12 protein-coding genes are annotated in these 14,680 nt (G+C 67.6%); 4 read left to right on the forward strand and 8 right to left on the reverse strand.

Going from position 1 to position 14,680, the window contains the following annotated elements; all coding sequences use genetic code 11:
• The first annotated feature begins 156 nt into the window (after positions 1-156).
• The 4 genes from N536_RS38530 to N536_RS0115210 all read left to right on the forward strand — a co-directional run bounded on the left by N536_RS38530 (position 157) and on the right by N536_RS0115210 (position 4,287).
• Positions 157-780, forward strand: a complete 624-nt coding sequence (locus tag N536_RS38530; protein WP_051574516.1) for a GntR family transcriptional regulator — start codon at positions 157-159, stop codon at positions 778-780.
• A gap of 129 nt (positions 781-909) precedes the next feature.
• A complete protein-coding gene (locus N536_RS38535) occupies positions 910-2,364 on the forward strand; it encodes an MFS transporter (protein WP_231514538.1) in 1,455 nt (484 codons plus the stop codon).
• Between the two features lie 25 nt (positions 2,365-2,389).
• Positions 2,390-3,313, forward strand: coding sequence for an ABC transporter substrate-binding protein (locus tag N536_RS40760; RefSeq protein WP_051574517.1), 924 nt, complete (start codon positions 2,390-2,392; stop codon positions 3,311-3,313).
• Positions 3,310-4,287, forward strand: a complete 978-nt coding sequence (locus N536_RS0115210) for an ornithine cyclodeaminase family protein (RefSeq protein ID WP_029114387.1) — start codon at positions 3,310-3,312, stop codon at positions 4,285-4,287. Before N536_RS40760 ends, N536_RS0115210 begins: the two co-directional genes overlap by 4 nt.
• 16 nt (positions 4,288-4,303) lie before the next feature.
• Here N536_RS0115210 and N536_RS0115215 read toward each other — a convergent pair whose 3' ends face one another.
• The 8 genes from N536_RS0115215 to N536_RS0115250 form a co-directional block, all read right to left on the reverse strand.
• Positions 4,304-5,467, reverse strand: coding sequence for a hypothetical protein (locus N536_RS0115215; RefSeq protein WP_029114388.1), 1,164 nt, complete (start codon positions 5,465-5,467; stop codon positions 4,304-4,306).
• 79 nt (positions 5,468-5,546) lie between these two features.
• Positions 5,547-6,128 carry a hypothetical protein gene (locus N536_RS0115220; protein ID WP_051574532.1) on the reverse strand — a complete coding sequence of 194 codons (582 nt, stop codon included), beginning with the start codon at positions 6,126-6,128 and terminating at the stop codon, positions 5,547-5,549.
• A gap of 53 nt (positions 6,129-6,181) precedes the next feature.
• Positions 6,182-7,753, reverse strand: coding sequence for a peptide ligase PGM1-related protein (locus N536_RS0115225; RefSeq protein ID WP_036436449.1), 1,572 nt, complete (start codon positions 7,751-7,753; stop codon positions 6,182-6,184).
• On the reverse strand, positions 7,750-8,871 hold the full coding sequence (locus N536_RS0115230; protein ID WP_029114391.1) for an adenylate/guanylate cyclase domain-containing protein: 1,122 nt from the start codon (positions 8,869-8,871) through the stop codon (positions 7,750-7,752). The genes N536_RS0115225 and N536_RS0115230 overlap by 4 nt, the downstream gene beginning before the upstream one ends.
• Positions 8,871-9,251 carry a response regulator gene (locus tag N536_RS0115235; protein ID WP_029114392.1) on the reverse strand — a complete coding sequence of 127 codons (381 nt, stop codon included), beginning with the start codon at positions 9,249-9,251 and terminating at the stop codon, positions 8,871-8,873. The genes N536_RS0115230 and N536_RS0115235 overlap by 1 nt, the downstream gene beginning before the upstream one ends.
• Complete coding sequence (locus N536_RS0115240) at positions 9,248-11,524, reverse strand: GAF domain-containing protein (protein WP_029114393.1); 2,277 nt, start codon at positions 11,522-11,524, stop codon at positions 9,248-9,250. The genes N536_RS0115235 and N536_RS0115240 overlap by 4 nt, the downstream gene beginning before the upstream one ends.
• Positions 11,525-11,617: 93 nt before the next feature.
• A complete protein-coding gene (locus N536_RS0115245; RefSeq protein ID WP_029114394.1) occupies positions 11,618-11,929 on the reverse strand; it encodes a hypothetical protein in 312 nt (103 codons plus the stop codon).
• Positions 11,930-12,061: 132 nt separating this feature from the next.
• Entirely contained in the window at positions 12,062-14,680 is a 2,619-nt protein-coding gene (locus tag N536_RS0115250; protein ID WP_029114395.1) for a LuxR family transcriptional regulator, read from the reverse strand.

A 14,680-nucleotide genomic window follows, 5' to 3' on the forward strand; every position in this document is an offset into this window, starting at 1 on the left:
CCGCGTCGGTCGGCCTTGCCCATCGATGCGCAGAGGCACGTCCCCCGACGACCATTACATTCAGCGACGCCACGGTACCTTCGACACCATGAGCGCCACGGCGACCGCGCCTGCCCTGGCCTGGCAGGATGCCCTCGACACCACGGCTCGGCCCTGATGGCAGAGCCGCTGTCGCGGGTCGAGTCGACAGGCGACTCCATCGCCCACGCGCTGCGTGAAGAGATCCTCGCCGGCCGTCTCGCCGCGGGCGAGCGTCTGGTCGAAGAGGCCATCGCCAAACGCTATGGCGCATCCCGTGTTCCGGTCCGCGACGCACTGAACCGGCTGCAGTCCGAGGGCTTCGTCACCATCGTTCGGTACCGCGGCGCAGCGGTATCGGAGACCCTCGTCCAGGACAGCAGGGAGCTGCTCCAGATCAGGCGCGGGCTCGAGATCCTCGCCGCTCAACTCGCCGCCAAGAACCGCGGTGGGGCCGTCGCCGAGGAACTCAAGGCCACCGCAGAGGAGCGGGAGCATGACGAATCCAGCTCCGGCCGGTCGTTTCACGAACTCGTCGCTGCAGCCTCGGGCAACCGGCAGCTCGAAGAGATGCTCGCCAACGTCAACCGTCGCGTGCAGTGGGGACTGGGCCACAACCCCGACGCGACCGTCAGCGATCACCGGGTGCTCGCTGTCGCCATCATCAACGGTTCGGTCATCCAGGCCGGATACCTGATGGACGAGCATTTGCAGCGCGACGAGGTCTACTTCGCGGAGAAGTTCGGCGACGCCGCTCCCTGAGATTGTTCTACAATCTGGCATGATTTTTCGTGTTCGTAACGAGAACACCCTGCTCGGCAATCGGGGCGTAACAGTTTTCGTATACAAATTGCTCCAGCATGATTTCCCGAATCAACCCTGGAGCCCGCAATGTCCATCACTCGTTCCGTCCCTGCCGTTCCCCCTGACACCACCCCGACCAGCGATCCGGCCGCAGCGCCTGGCCTCTCCTCAGCTCTCGACCGGATCGGATTCGGCCGCGTGCAAGCCGCACTGATCCTGCTGCTGATGGCCGGATTGTTCTTCGATTCCCTCGAACAGAACTCGACCGGGGCGATGGGCCCCTTGCTCAAGGAGTCCTTCGGCATCGGCAACGCCGAGCTGACCATGATCAACACCGCCACGGTGGTGGGCGGTCTGGTCGGCCGGCTGATCGGCGGCTACCTCGCCGACCGCTGGGGGCGCCGCGCCGCACTCAGCCTGAACCTGCTGGTCTACACCCTGGGCGGACTGATCAGTGCGGCAGCCGTGAACTACGACATGCTGCTCGCCAGCCGATTCATCGTCGGCATCGGCCTGGGTGGCGAATTCACCGTCGGGCTCGCGATCCTCGCCGAAATCGTCGCCACCCGCCACCGCGGCTCCTTGCTCGCCACACTCAACATCTCCTCGGGCGGCATCGGCAACATCGCCTCCTTCGGCTTCTTCTGGCTGGTCCTGGGACCACTCAACGGCACCCTCGGCGGCAACGACACCGCGTGGCGATGGACCTACGTCATCCTCGCCGTCCCCGCCTTGCTGGTCGTGTTCTTCCGCCGCTATCTGCCCGAATCCCCACGCTTCCTGCTGTCGAAGGGCCGCGTCGAGGACGCCAACAAGTCCCTCACCCGACTGGCCGGCGGAAGGATCGCCGGACTCCGGAAGCCCGGTCCCACAGAACAATTCGTCACCGCTGCCGACATCCCGCTGCAGACCAAGAGCAGCTACGTCGAGGTGTTCAAAGGCCAGAACCTGCGGCGCACCGCCGCCATCGGCGCCGCGTCGTGGATGTCGTTCGGTGCGCAAGTGACGCTGCTGTTCCTGATGCCGATCCTGCTGGTGTCACGCGGCTACTCCCTGGCCGACTCGCTGGCCTTCACGATGATCATGAACGTCGGCTCGCTGTTCGGCGCCTGCGCCGCGTCCTATCTCGCAGGCAAGTCGCCACGACGCCTCACGGTCACCGTCGCCGCAGTCCTCGGCTGCATCTCGGCGATCTGCTTCGCATCGTTCGCCAACACGACGGCACTAATCCTGGTTCTGGGCATGATCTTCCAGTTCTTCACCATGATGCTCAACACCATCCTTTCAGTGTGGTCACCCGAACTGTTCCCCACCTCCGTACGCGCGATGGGCGCCTCCGTGGTCAACGGGATCGGCAACGTCGCCGGCGCAGTGATGCCCTTCGCCGCACTGTTCTTCTTCGACCGAGCGGGCGTGGCGGGGGTCTTCCTCATGATCGCCGTCATGTACGCCTTGCTCGTGGTCGCTGCCCGCTTCGGCCCCGAGACCTTCGGCAAGTCGCTGGAGGCCGTCGCCGAAAAACCCGCCCTCGTCAACGCCTGACACGAATCCACCAAGGAGTCGAAACATGTTGCACCTCAATATCTCCGCCACCGCGCATGCACCAAACTACTTGCCGCAGTACTACGCCGACGCCCTCGGGCTGTTCGCCGACCGCGGCCTGAGCGTCACGGCCACCGCTCGCGATCCCTGGACCGGGGTGCTCGACGACCTGGACAGCGGTGTCGCCGACGTAGCGCTCGGCGGCCTGTGGGTGCCTGCCATGTACTGGAACACGCCACGCGAATTGACCGTGTTCGCCCAAGTCAACCACCAGTTCCCGAAGGCACTGGTGACCCGGACACCGCGAGACGGCTTCACCTGGTCACAACTGAAGGGGGCGACGGTCCTCGCGCCGGGCATCGGCGGCAGCGCCCCCTACGCGTTCACCGCTGGACTGATGCGCGAGGCAGGCGTCGACCCTGCATCGGCGACGTTCCTGCGCGACCTGTCCACCCCGATGTTCGTCGAACTCTTCGAAGCGGGTCTGGGCGACGCGATCGTCCTCGATCTCGTCAACGCCGAGATCGTCGCGGAACGGGGCACGGGGTTCATCGCCGAGGAGTACACCCAGACCGGCGGATTGGGGCCCAACAGCGTGTATTACTGCCGCACCGACCGTTTCGCCGAACTCACCGAGCGGCTGGTCGCCTTCACCTCGGCCTTGCAGGAGTCGATGCAGTTGATCAAGTCGGTCGAGCTGTCGGACCTGCAGCCGTTGTTGGCGCGACACTGGCCGAACACGCCAACCGCTCCGCTGCGCAGGGCGTGCCAGCGAATGCTGGGATCGCACACCTGGGATACGGTGCGCATCGACCCCGCGGCCACCGAACGCTGGATGCGAATCCTGTACGACGAGACGATGATCCGGCACGCACCGACGTTCCACGAGCTCATCGATACCAGCGTCGTCGACCACCTGGGACTGCCCGCAACGGCATCGGCGCGATGACGCTGATCCTCGCCCATTCGGACATCACCGCGCTGCTGGATCGCGACGAAGTCCGCAAGGCAATCGAAATCGCATTCGCCGGCCTGGCCTCCGGCGAATGCGCCAACCCCGCACCGCATGCGCTCAGCCTGCCCGCCAACGGAACCGCCATCCCCATGGCGGCCGCAACGTCCGACCGGGTCGCGGTAAAACTCCTCTGCGACCTACCCGCCAACCGCCTCCACGGCAGGCCAACTCAACGCTCCACGATCATGCTGACCTCGGCACTGACCGGCGAATGCCAAGCGATCCTGGACGGGCGCGCCATCACCGCGATACGCACCGCCGCGGCCGGCGCCGTCGCCACCGACCACCTCGCAACACGGTCCGCGCGCGTACTCGGGCTCGTCGGCGCGGGCAATCTCGCCATCGAGCACGCATACGCGATCGCGGCCGTCCGCGACATCGAGGCCATCGTCGTGTGGTCGCGAAACGCCGACACGGTGCAGACCTTCCGCGCCGCGACCGAAAGCCTCGGCGTCACCGTCGAACGCGCTCAGTCACCCGCCGCGGTGGTTGCCGAGGCCGATGTCGTCTGCACCCTCACGCCGTCGCGCGACCCCATCGTGCTCGGTGACTGGCTGCGCGCCGGTCAGCACGTCAACGCCGTCGGAGCCCCACCTCGCCCCGACCATCGGGAGATCGACGCGACCGGCATGCGCCGCGCCCGCATCGTCGTCGACAGTCACCCCACGGCGATGGCGAAGTCGGGAGAGGTTCTGCTGGCCATCGCGGCAGGCGCGATCACCGAAGACGACGTCCGCACCGAGTTGGGCAGCGTCATCGCGGGATCGGCGACAGGCCGCACCACTGACGACGAAATCACCCTGTTCGACTCCGTCGGCATCGGACTACAAGACCTCGTCACCGCAGACCTCGTCGTGTCCCGAGCCCGCGAGTACGGCGTCGGGACCGAGATCGACCTGTCAGCGTGACCGTCGAACGTGGGGCCTAGGAGTCGCCGGGGTCCGACGACGGCTTCGGGTCGGTTCCCGAGTCCTTCGCCTTCGGCTCGTGCTTGGCACTGGAGTCCTTGGCACCCGCGTCCTTCGCGGCCCCGGGCGTTGCCTTCTTGACGGTGTCGTCGGCGGACTTCTTCGGCGGGGTCGCCGGTTCGGTCGGATCATCCGCATCGTCCGAGACATCGCCGGCAGCAGGCGGTTTCGGCGCATCGTGCACCTCGGCGCCGGCATCGACGACCTTGGGCTTCTCCACCGTGGTTTCCTCGGCAGCGGGAGTCGTCTTGTCCTCAACGACGCTCGGCGCGCTTTGACCGACGGGCTCTTCCGCAGCAGGACTGAGTTCCTCGGCACTCGACGAAGAGGGCACGCTGATGGTCCGCTCGACGGAGAGGGTGCGCAGCGAGGAGACCTCCGCCACGGTGGGGACGGGCGGTGGCGGCGTCGCCAACGCCGTGGCGATCCCGAACTGCGCGGACTCGATCCCGTCGACGATCGCCCCAGCCCCGGCACCGAGGGCGGTGACGAAGTTCTTCGTTCCGTCGAGCGCGGCATTGATGATGTTGCTCAGGTTCAGAGTGAGCAGCGCACCGATGAAGTCCTGCGTGCCGACGATGAGAGACGTCGTGACCACGTTGCCCGCCACCAGGAAGCCGTTGACCACGTCGATGAACGCCTTCGGCACGGCGGCCTGCAGCGCGGTCTCGACCGCGTAGAACTTCTGGTTGCGCCAGATCAGCGAGTCCAGCAGCGGTTGCCCCACGGCGATCACCGCATTGCGCGCCGCTGACGTGAACGTATCGAACGCGCCGACGAAGTCGAGGGCCAATACCTGTTGGATGATCTCGGCGGTCACTCCGGGGATCGCGACCAGCGAATCCACCAGTCCCACGCCGGCCTTGCCGAGCCCGGCCAGGTAGACCGCCCAGTTCTGGGCCCAGTTGACGAATTGCTGTCGCAGGATCGGCAGCGTGAGGATGTACGGAAGGTCGAGCGCGGCCAGCTGGAACTCCGTCGACACCGTCGACATCGCCGCCGTCGCCGCAGCTCGCACGTCCAGCGTGGGCGCCGACGGACTGATGGGTGCCAGCGCTATCGCGCTAGCGCCGACCAGCGCAATCCCCGTGGTGTACCACGGTCGTATTGAAGTCTCCACGAGTAACCCCCACCCCTAGACAATCCGGCTATCAAGGCGAACGCTAACCCGCGGCAACGCCTCCGCGCGGCGCTATGCCCTAATTGACGTCAGCGACAGTAGTGCAGAGGTCGACGAGTTCGCCCGCGTTCCAGGCCGGGGAAACACCGGGCGCCCGCAACAGATAGGCCGCACGCTCATCGGCGGTCCAGCCGAACGTCTCCTCGAGGCCGTCGAGCATGGTCCGGAGGTAGGGCGCCGACGGGGGCGTGTGCTCGAGGTCCTGCAGTGACGTGATGGTGAACATCGGCACCCCGTCGCGGTCGTCGACGTGCAGCAGCGTCTCGTAGACATACGACGACACTCGCCAGCGTCGGTCGACGCCGTCCTCCAGCACCAGATCACTTTCGACCGGACGCCGGGTTTCCTGCGCCACCACGTCACTCAGTTGTCCGAACGTGAGAAGGTATGCGCGGCCGGCCAATTCATTGGCGGCGCGCGGGTCGTAGAAGGCGATGCCGCCGCCCCAGACCGTCGACTCTCCCGCGAAGCTCAGCCCACCGGCCAGGCGAATCCCCACGTCGCGGCGCGGGGGCGACTGGTCGCGGCAACCCAGATAGGTACGACGTGCCCCCGGAGGTCGACCGCCCGACACGTAGCAGCCGAAACGCGCTGCGCTCATGTTCGATCCGTACGCGACGTACCAGACGGGATCGTCGGTTCTCAGTGCGGGGCTCAACCGACGACGGCCTCTTCCTCGCACGCCTGCTCTGCCTCTCGGAGGAGCACCGCCTGCGCCTCCTGGTAGATCCGCTCGGCGTCCTCTGGGGTATCCCCCACTGCGGTCAGGCCGACGCGGCCGCACTCGGTGAGGCAGCTGATCATGTGAAACACCACCCCGGTGCGGCGGGCCTGGTCGAAGTGCAGCCCGTTGTTCACGACGATGTCGAAGAGGTCGGTGACGGTGAGCGCCTTGAGCCGCTCGTCCTCGAAGTGATCGGTCGCCACCAAATACTTGGGCGTGCCCGCCGGCGTCAGGAAGACCCCGCGCTCGCCGTCGTACGTCCCGTCGGTGAGGAACTGCAACGTCAGGAACGGATGGGTGGTCCCACCCTTGCGCAGGTTCAGTTCGATGGCATACGGCGTCCAGGCGCCGCTCTCGTCTTGCACCACGACGAAGTCCACCGCGAAGCGGCCGAGCACGCCGAGGCCGGCGAGATGCCGCCCGATCACCATCGCGGGCTCCGAGATCAGCGCCGCATAGTCGGGATTCGCCGGGAACACGCAGCCGAGGTACTGCTGGCCGCTCTTGCCGCCGAGCAGTTGGTCGTGGGTGGACAGCAGCTCGACGGTGCCGTCGGGCAGGGCCCGCATCTGGACGCTCGGGCTTTCCAGTGTGACGCCGCTGATCCGTTCCTCCACGATGCCACCGTGTTTGGCGAACGCGGCCAGATATGCGTCGACCGTAAGTTTCTCTGATTCCGGCTCCATGCCCATCAGGCGTTCGGTGATCGCGGCCGCCTCGTCCGGTGACCCAATGTCGGGCAGCCCGTGCAGGTCCACCGAGGCGTTACCGGCGCCCGAGACACCCTCGTTGAGTTTGACGATCGCCTGCGTGAGCGACGGCCTGCGCGCCCGCATGCTCCGAACGCCTGCCACGATGTCGTCGACGGTGTACAGGTTCTCCGCACCGACCGGGCATGGCACGCCCAGCTCCTCGAACATCGTGCGGCAGCCCGTCTTGCTGCCGAGATCCGCGAGCCGCGGATCGGCGCCGTACATCGGGAGGCCGAGGCTCAGCGCGACGTCCCGCTCGAGCGGCGTGGTGTTGTAGGGGATGAGGTGACTGCGGCCCGGGTTGGGGATCTGGGCCCGGATCTGCCGCAGAAGTCGCGGCCGCGCAAGCAGTTTCGCGCTCAACGGGATCGCCGACGCGTCACCGACCGGGATCAAGGTGAGCCTGGCGCGGGCGTGGCTGGGGATGACGCCGGGCAGCAACCCGAGGTAGTACTCCACGATCGACTCGGACACCGGCTGCGACGTCACGTAGATCATCCGCAGTCGCGGTTGGCGAAGGAGCAGCAGCAGGAACAGTGCCCGTTCCTCCATCGCCTGCATGACGGTGCCGCTGCCGGGGGTGGTGCGCTCGATGCTGATCGAGGGGACGACGACGACCGATTCGTCGTCGAGGTCGAGCCGCATCGACTCCCATACGTCCGGCATCGCGCGTTGCAGGTCGTCGAAGACGCGATAGCGCTCGCTGTCGTCGAGCAGCGATAGCGGTCGACTCTGAAGTTGTGTGGTCATGACGTCACCTGTCCGTCCTTGAGGGCGCTGATGTTGTGGACTCGCACGGAGCGGCTGAATCCCTTGGGCTGAACGTCGCCGACGACTTCGGATACGGCGACATGCTCGGTGGCTGCGAGCACGCGATCGGTGACCAGCACCTGCCACGGACCGGCGTCGGAACACAGCCGGGCAGCGAGATTCGTGACGCTGCCGATGGCCGAGTAGTCGAAGCGGCCCTCGAAGCCGATCCTGCCGAGGGTCGCGAAGCCCTGGGCAATGCCGATGCCAAGAGCGAGATCGTGGCCCTTCCGAAGCCACTGCGCCGCAAGCTCGTTCACGGCGTCGCGAATGCCGAGCGACATCCGGACCGCACGCTCGGCAGCGTCGTCGCACGGGACCGGGTCGTTGAAGAACACCATCATCCCGTCGCCGGTGAACCGCTCCAGCGTGCCCTCGTAGGCGTGCACCAACGAGCCCATCTCGCGGTGGTATTCGCCGAGCACGCCCATCACCTCCTCCGGCTCGCTGGCCTCCGCGAAGGGGGTGAAGTTCCGGAGGTCGCAGAACACCACGACCACCTCGCGGCGATGGCTTCGCAGCAGGTCCTCGTCGCCGACGACCAGATCGGCCAATTGTGGTGAGAGGAAGTGCCGTAGCCGGCTGGTGCGCTCCAACTCGGCGACCTGCTCGGCGACGCGGGTCTCGAGTTCGGTGTTCCACTTCGCCAGTTCGTCGGCCTGTCGCCGGATGGTGTCGTGATAGCGCTTGATCCGCGCCAGCGACGCCACGCGGGCCAGCAGCTCGCTCTGGTCGAAGGGTTTGGTGACGAAGTCGTCGGCGCCCGACTGCAGGGCGGCGAGCCGTTGTTCGCTTCCGCTGGCCGTGATCATCACGACGGGAAGGAATTCCGTCGCGGGAGTCGCTCGAATCCTCCGGCAGACCTCGTGACCGTCCATGCCGGGCATCACGATGTCGAGTAGGACGATGTCGACGTCCTCGGACTCGAGCAGCGCGAGCGCCTCGGTTCCCGACGGCGCGGTGATCACCCGATGCCCGTGCGGCGTCAGGACCGCGTCCAGCAGCCGCAGATTCGTTGGCTGGTCGTCGACGGCCAGCACCGTCACGGGAACGTCCATCAGCGTCCCGCCCCTGCGAGGAACGCCTCGACCTGGCCGGGTAGCGCCCCGACGCTGATCGGCTTCTCGAGGTAGCCGTCGAAGCCGGCAAGGGATGCGCGGTTTCGGTCCTGGGTCATGGCGAAGGCGGTGACGGCGATGACGGGCACATCGGGCCCAATGGTGCCCTGCCGCAACCTGTTCAGCGTTTCGACGCCGTCGATGCCCGGTAGTTGAAGATCCATCAGCACCAGATCCGGCGGATCCGTCTCGGCGACGAGCAGGCCCTCCTCCCCCGACTGCGCCGCGACGACGTCGTACCCGGCGAACTGGAGGACGTCGCGCACCAGCTTGAGATTCAGCGGATTGTCCTCGACCACGAGGATCCGGCGGGCCGTCACGACGCCTCCAAGGAGCTGGAGCCGGGCAGCGCACCCACGCGCCGCAGCGCGTCGAGCAACTCGTCGCGCCGAAGGGGCTTGAGCAGATACACGGCCGCACCGAGGGCCAGCCCGCGCGATCGCTGGTCGTGCACCGAGGCGATGATCACCGGGATGGCGGCGGTGGCGGCGTCCGCCTTGAGTTCGGCCAGTACCTGCCAGCCGTCGAGCCGCGGCAGCCCGATGTCGAGCACGACGGCGGCAGGCAGCACCTTGCGGACCAGCTCGAGTGCCTCGACGCCGTCCCGCGCCCGCAGTACCTGGGCAGGCGAACCGTCGAGGTACGCCGAGAGCAGATCCAGTGATGCCCGATCGTCGTCGACGATGACGACGGCGGGAAATTCGTTGCCCTCGTACGCGGCTGCCTCATCCGTCCGCACCGGCAGCCCTGGAATCGAGAAGCCGAACGTGCTTCCGATGCCAGGCGTGCTCTGCAGCCAGATCCGCCCTCCCATCAGCCCGACGATGCGCCGCGACAGCGTCAGCCCGAGACCGGTGCCCTCCTCCTTCGGAGCCCCGCGGCCGCCCTGCTGGAACGACTCGAAGATCCGTTCCTGGTCCTCGGGTGGCACGCCGATGCCGGTATCGGCGACGGTGACGACCAGTTCGTTCCCGTCGCGGCAGGCTCGGACGGCGACGCTGCCGCCGTCGGGCGTGAACTTGACGGCGTTGGCGACCAGGTTGAGCACCACCTGTTTGAATCGCAGCTCGTCGGCATCGATGGTGTCGACGTCGTCGGCGACGTCGAGCGTGAGGGCGATGGCGTGCTGCGCCGCCCGCTCCCGCACCATCGCGAGGGTGTACTCGAGGACGCCGTCGACCGGGAACGTGCCCGGCTCGATCACCATCTGACCGTCTTCGATCTTGGAGAGATCCAGGATCTCCTTGATCAGTTCGAGGAGGTGCCTGCCGGAGTTTCGGATGTCGCGCAGATATTCGTCCTGGCGCTCGTTGATGTCGCCGAACATGCGACCCAGCAGCACCTCGGAGAAGCCGATGACCGCGTTCAACGGGGTCCGCAGTTCGTGCGACATGCTGGCCAGGAACTCGGACTTGTGCCTGCTGGCGATCTCGAGCTCCCTGGTCTTGGTCTCCAGCTGGCCGAACAGGCGGGCGTTGACGATGGCCAGCGCCGACTGGCTGGCGAACGTCTCGAGCAGCTCGATCACGTCGGGCGGGAACCGGCCCGTGCCGCGGCGCCGGATCACCAGCACGCCGACCATGTTGTCGCCGCGCAGCATGGGCACCGCGAGAACCGAACGCCAGCCGTTCCTGAACAGGGTCTCCAGATGCGGGTCGAGCTCCGCCTGCGCGAGATCGGGCACCTCGAGGGGACGGCGGGCCAGCGCCGCTCGACCCACCAGCGTCGATTCGCGGCTGATCGTGATCTCCCCCAACTGCCTCAGCAGTTCCGGGCTGCCGAGGGCGGCGCGCACCTGGAAGGAGTCGGTCGACTCGTCGTACTCCATGATCGATCCGCCGTCGGATCCGAGCGTGATGTCACCGAAGCCGCGGTTGGTGAGCCGGACGGCGTTCTTGATGATGCGGTCCAACACTTCGTCGATGTCGAGGCTGGAGCCGACGGCCTCACCCACCTCGCGGAGGGCCTCGAGTTGCGCCACCTTGCTGCCCAGTTCGTCCGTGCGCGACTTGAGTGCGTTCATCAGGTTCACCTGCCGCAGCGCGATGGCACCCTGCGCAGCGAACTCCTCGAGGTGCTCGCGCTCGTGGTCGTCGAAGGGCGCGACGTCCGTCCGCCACATCGACAGCACGCCGACGACCTCGTCTTCCAGGATCATCGGGGTGGACAGCAGCGTGCGGAAGCCGGTGAGCTTCTGGAGGTCGCCGCGTGCGTACTCCGCGTCCTTGAGGACGTCGGCGATCTGGTTGGTGCGCTTGTCCTCGGCCGCGCGCCCGACGGCGGACGACCGGTCCCTCGCGATGGGGTGTTCCCGCAGATACTGGCGATACTCCTCGGGCGTCTCGCCCGCCACTCGCGAAACGCGGAACACGTCGCCGTCGAGGAGGAACAACTGGGCGGCCCGCGCACCGCACAGTCGCGCGGCATACTCGACGACGATGTCCAGTACCGCCCCGGGATTGGCGACGTCTCTGCTGAGAGCGGCGAGAATCTCGCGGCTTGCCGCGGACTGATGGCGCGCGTCGCGCAGTTCCTTGGCCTGCCGGAACGAGGCGCGCGACGTGCGAGTGGTGCGTTCTACCGGGTCGGCCACAGTTCCCCCTTCCGGGCCTCGTGACAGTCTGAGCCCCATTGCTGGTCAGGACAATGAAATGGCTGGATTCATCTCCGGCGGCGGTGCCGGCCGTCAGCAGGCGATGTCGACGTAGACGGTGTTGCCCGTGACCGTCGTGACGATGTCATCCCACGATCCTGGTTTGCCGGATCCCGTGTCGGAGCGCGAGTACAGCTGGCCGGGGCGGACGGCGGTGACCGTGCACTGCTCGGTCGGGGCGGTGCCAACACGGTTCACGATGACGTCAAGTCCGCGCGCATGCAGTTGGTCGATCGTGGCGTCGACGGACGAGGGTCCGGCAGGCGCGGCGTCGGCGGGTGCGGTCAGTCCGAGCGCTGCCACCGTGAATGCACTTGCGACGAGGGACGTGAATAGTTTCTTCATGGTTCTGCCTTTCTCGGTCTGTGCGGATCGGTTGTGGTGCAATGACTCCGCAATGGAATCGTCGCCCGCGGCGGGTTCGGGAAGCTCAGTAGCGCGGTACTGCAATCTGGCCGGGACGTGCGGCAGCGGTACTTAACCGCGACGACGGCGGTGCAGCAGATTGGCGAGTTCTTCGCGGCTACCTGCTCCGGTCTTGGACATGGCGCGGTAGACGTGGCTTTCGACGGTACGGGGCGAGAGCGTCAATCGTTCGGCGATTGCGGGGCTCGACAACCCTTCGGCGATCAACGTCGCGATCTCGAGTTCCCGTTCGGTCAGCGGCAACTGCTCACTGGATTGACGAAGCGCCGGGGTGCTGGCGACACCGCAACGTTGCGCCAGGTCATCGGCGCGCGTGGAACAGTTCAACGCCGACCCGTGCATGTCGTCGCGGCGATGGACGACGGCCGCGAGCGCGGCCGCATCGATGGCGGCGACGAGATCGCCCATGTTCTCGAAGTCCGCTGACACCGCTTGCAACTCGCCCGCGTCACCCGCGTGCAGCGCCTCGGCGAACCGAGCGGCGAGGCCGCACCGTGGCCCCTCGACGATCGCCTCGAGTTCACGCAACCGGGGACCGCTCGATCGGTCCCCGAATTGTGTCGCGGTCTGCAGGCAGAACACTTCTGCAGCGAATTGCCCTTTCGCCGTGGCCCTTTCGGCCGCTGACAATGCGCTGGTGATCGCCTCGCTGGTGGCGCCCTGGCCTGCGGACAGCCACGCGCGGGCCAGGCTTCGCTCGTAGTCCAGCGACCGGAACGGACGTTGCAGTTCGTCGAGCGCAGCGAGCGCGTCGGCCGCCTCGCCGATCGCACCCCGGATGGCGAGGGCGGTCGAGCGGGGGAAGTGGTAGCGGTAGCCCCAGCCGATGGCGTGGCCGGAGGCGGACAACGCCACCGCCGCCTGCTCCAACGACGAACTCGCCGCGTCGAGGCGTCCTGCGCCGAGCGCAGCCCGTCCCGCGACCGCGGCACCGAGTAGGTGCGCGGCGCCCGGGAGGTCGGCTGCCTGCTGGTGCACCCGCTCCGCGACGTCGACGGCCTCGCCGACCCGCCCGGACAACAGCAGAGCGCTGACGTGGGCATCGGCGATGTTGAACCTCATCTGCGGAGCGTCGAAGGACCGCGTCGCAACGGCGTATCCCCCGTCGGCGATGGCCACCGCTTCGTCCGTCCGCCCCGCCTCCGCGGCCATGACGGCGAGCACCCAGGCGATCTCGGCGTCGACGACGGCGGGTAGGTCGTCGAGCGCAAGCTCGTTCGACGCTTGCATCGCCAAGCCGGGCTGATCCATCGCGAACCAGTACACCGTCAGGAAGGCGTCGACGTAGCGCCGAGACTGCCGGGACGTCGTGTGCGACGCGTCGTCGATGAGCTCCTTGGCGCGGGCCGGGTCGGCGAGCACCCAGAGCATGTTGCTGGCCCGCAGGAACGCGAATCGGGCGCGGTCGTCGTCGGTCAACTCGTCGGGGCGAATCTCGGCGAACACCGCTTCGGCGTCCTCGCCGCGGCTGAGCCACGACAGGGCATGCGCGCGAATGAAGTTGGCTTCGGGTCCGGCTCCGGCGCGCATCGCCGCCTCGGCCAGTCGGTCGGCGAGCGGCAGATCGGCCAGCCAGACGGCGCCGTGGGCCGCCCTGACGAGAAGTTCGGCGTCGTGGGGCACGTCGGAGTCGAGACTCAACGTGGCGCGGCGGACCACGACCCGCGGGTCGTCGCGGTCGTCGGACGCGGCGAGTTCTGCGGCGACCCGGCCGCGGAGCCGCCGCAGCCGGGTGGGCGCCGCGCGCTTCCTGCGCACCTCACCGTAAAGCGGGTGTGCCAGGCGCACTTCCACGCCGCCGACGACGGGCTCGAGCGTGATGAGCCCGCGGGTGTCCGCGTCCTCGACCGCCGCGGGATCCGAGACCCGCATGAGTGCGGCCAACGCGATCGGCTCGCCGACGGCCAGCGCGTCGATCACATCGCCGACGGGCCCGGGCAGGGCCCCGATGCGCATCTCGATCAGCTCGACGAGACCGGGCGCCACGATGGGTTCTCCGCTCCACTGCCAACGCCCGTGCTGCGATTCGAGTCGGCCGTCGGCCACCTCGTGCTCGACGATGGTGCGCAGATACAGAGCGTTGCCGCGCGTGAGCGTCCAGAGCCGCGCGGCGGTGTCCGGATCCACCGATCCGTCCAGGGCGGCCGCCAACAACGCGGTGGTCTGGTCGGTCGAGAGCGGCTGCAGATCGATCCGGTCGAACTGCCCACCGGTCCAAATCTCTTGTACCGCTGCGGGAACCGGCTCACCGTCGCGCACGGTGAGCACGACCTTCGCCGCGCCGCGCTGCACGACCTGCTGCACGACGAACGTCGAGAGGTCATCAAGGCGGTGCACGTCGTCGACGACCAGCAGCACCGACGCGCCCGATGGTGCCGCCGTCAGCGACTCGATCACCCCACGCACCAACTGGACGGTGTCCGTGACGCCCGACTCCGCCCACGCGGTGAACGCGCCCAGTGGCAGGCTCCGCGCCGACGACGTGCCGACCGCCCACCGGCCCTCCCAGCCGCGGGCCACGGCCGCTGACAACGCCTCTCTGACGATCCGGCTCTTGCCGACCCCTGCGGCGCCGGACACCACGATCCCGGAGACGTCCGGGGCCGAGATGGCGGCCTCGATGGCGCGCATCGCGTCCGAACGGCCGGTCAGCGGCCACGCCAAGCGCAT

It is taken from the genome of Mycobacterium sp. URHB0044, from assembly GCF_000620625.1.
Classification (GTDB): domain Bacteria; phylum Actinomycetota; class Actinomycetes; order Mycobacteriales; family Mycobacteriaceae; genus Mycobacterium.